Source organism: Flavobacterium aestuarii, from assembly GCF_040049115.1.
In the GTDB taxonomy this organism is placed as follows: domain Bacteria; phylum Bacteroidota; class Bacteroidia; order Flavobacteriales; family Flavobacteriaceae; genus Flavobacterium; species Flavobacterium aestuarii.
In genome coordinates this window covers 1-832 of the sequence record NZ_JBDLZZ010000051.1, presented here as the reverse complement: position 1 = coordinate 832, position 832 = coordinate 1, and the positions used below count along the sequence as shown (strand labels likewise).

The following is an 832-nucleotide window of genomic DNA, read 5'->3' as shown; positions in this document are numbered from 1 at the left end:
AGAGAAGAAAAGAGAAAAAAAAAAGGGGAGAAAAAGGGAAAAGGAGGGGGGGAGAAAAGGAAAAGGGGAGGGAGGGGGGGAGAAAGGGGAAAAGAGGGGAAAGGGAGGGGAAGGGAAAAAAGGGAAAGGGAGGGGGAGAAAGGGGAAGAGAAGAGGGGAAGAGAAGAAGAGGAAGGAGGAGGGAGGGAAGAAAGAGAAGGAGAGGGGGAAAGGAAAGAGGAAGGAGAGGAAGAAGGGGGGGAAAAGAAGAAAAAAAGGGAGGGAAAGGGGAGGAAGAAAAGAGGAGAAAGGAGGGAGAGAAGAGAGGAGGAAAGAAAAGAAAGGAAGGGAAGAAAGGGGGAGGGAAAGGGAAAGAGGAAAAAAGGAAGGAAAAAGGAGGAAGGGGAAAAAAGAAGAAGAGGGGGAAAGGGAAAAAGAAAAGGGGGAAAGAAAGGGAGGGGGGGAAAAAAGAGGGGAAAAAAGAAAGAGGGAGAGGAGAAAGAAAGAAAAAAAGGGAAAGAGGAAAAAAAAGAGGGGAGGAAGGAAGGGAGGGAGGGAAGGAGGGGGGGGGGAGGAAAGACAAGGAGAGGAGGGAGGAGAAGAGAAGGGTAGAAGATCAGGGGGAAGGCAAAGGGAGAAAGAGGGAAAGGAAAAAGAAGGAGAGGAAGGGGGGGAAAGGAAAGGGAAGAGAAGGAAAGGAGAGAGAGGGGGAAAGAAGAGGGGGAGAGAAGGGGAGGAGGGGGGAGGAGAAGGGAGAGAAAGAAAGGAAGAAGGAGGAAGGCGAGGCTTGGAAATGGATGAAAATTGATGACATTCAAAATGATATGATGGAGAATCCAAAAGATTATACTGT

1 pseudogene is annotated in these 832 nt (G+C 49.2%); it reads left to right on the top strand.

From position 1 onward, the window contains the following. Positions 1–832, top strand: a pseudogene (locus ABEG11_RS19020) (hypothetical protein); the annotation flags it as partial.